Origin of the sequence: Paenibacillus solanacearum, assembly GCF_910593845.1 — a bacterium.
Taxonomy (GTDB): domain Bacteria; phylum Bacillota; class Bacilli; order Paenibacillales; family NBRC-103111; genus Paenibacillus_G; species Paenibacillus_G solanacearum.
This window is the reverse complement of the sequence record NZ_CAJVAS010000118.1, coordinates 1-890: the sequence shown is the minus strand read 5'-3', so window position 1 is coordinate 890 and position 890 is coordinate 1. Positions and strand designations below refer to the sequence as shown.

The window sequence follows — 890 nt, the reverse complement described above, 5'->3', positions numbered from 1 at the left end:
AATGTTAATTGGTAAGCCTGTAAATCTTGATTCAGATCCAATCCTCGACTGGAAAAAATAAGAGGATAATCCCAGCGTCTCCGTACAGGAAGCTGTGGGCGTAGCCCAAGCGAAGGCGCGGGAGAAGATTCTCCTCTTTATTCAATTGTGGATGTCAGCACGACGTCCCTGTTATATACAGATGCCGGAGTATGATTCTGCAGAGACTGATGCGGCAAGTAATGGTTATGAAGATGAATATAGCGTTCAACGCCCCGCCTTGTTTCCCGCGGATTTTCATAATCATTCACATAGACCTCATTATACTTTAAGCTGCGCCAGAAGCGTTCAATAACAATGTTATCGGTAGCGCGACCTTTGCCATCCATACTAATCTTTACTTCATGTCTCTTGAGTAAATCGATGTACTTCGGGCTTGTAAAATGGCTTCCTTGGTCACTGTTAATAATCCCTGGCTTCCGACGGGACAAGGAACGTTTCATAGTATCAAGCACAAAGCCAATCTCCAGGCTCTGGTCCAACTGCCAGTCTACAAGATATCTTGAGTACCAGTCGATGACGGCATACAGGTACATCCAGCCTTGCTTCATCCGCAGATAGGTGATGTCCACACTCCAGACTTGGTCAGGTTGCGTGATTTTCAGCCCTCGCAGCAGGTATGGATATGTACGATGTTGGAGGTCACGTTTACTCAGATTAGGACCTGGATAAATAGCCATGATTCCCATCTCTCGCATGTAGCGTCGAACCGTATTTTGATGAATACAGTCTTGTTCCCTATTCATGATGCTTGCGATTGTTCGATAGCCCATGAATGGATACTGCGTGTAAAGCTCGTCAATCCGGTGCTTGAGGCGAATTTCCTCCGGTGAGGGAGAGACCGGCTTGTA

At 46.4% G+C, this 890-nt stretch carries 1 protein-coding gene; it reads right to left on the bottom strand.

The features are described 5' to 3' along the window. Nucleotides 1-137: 137 nt before the first annotated feature. A partial coding sequence (locus KXG62_RS33825) for an IS3 family transposase (RefSeq protein WP_218096400.1) occupies nucleotides 138-890 on the bottom strand: 753 nt, incomplete at its 5' end.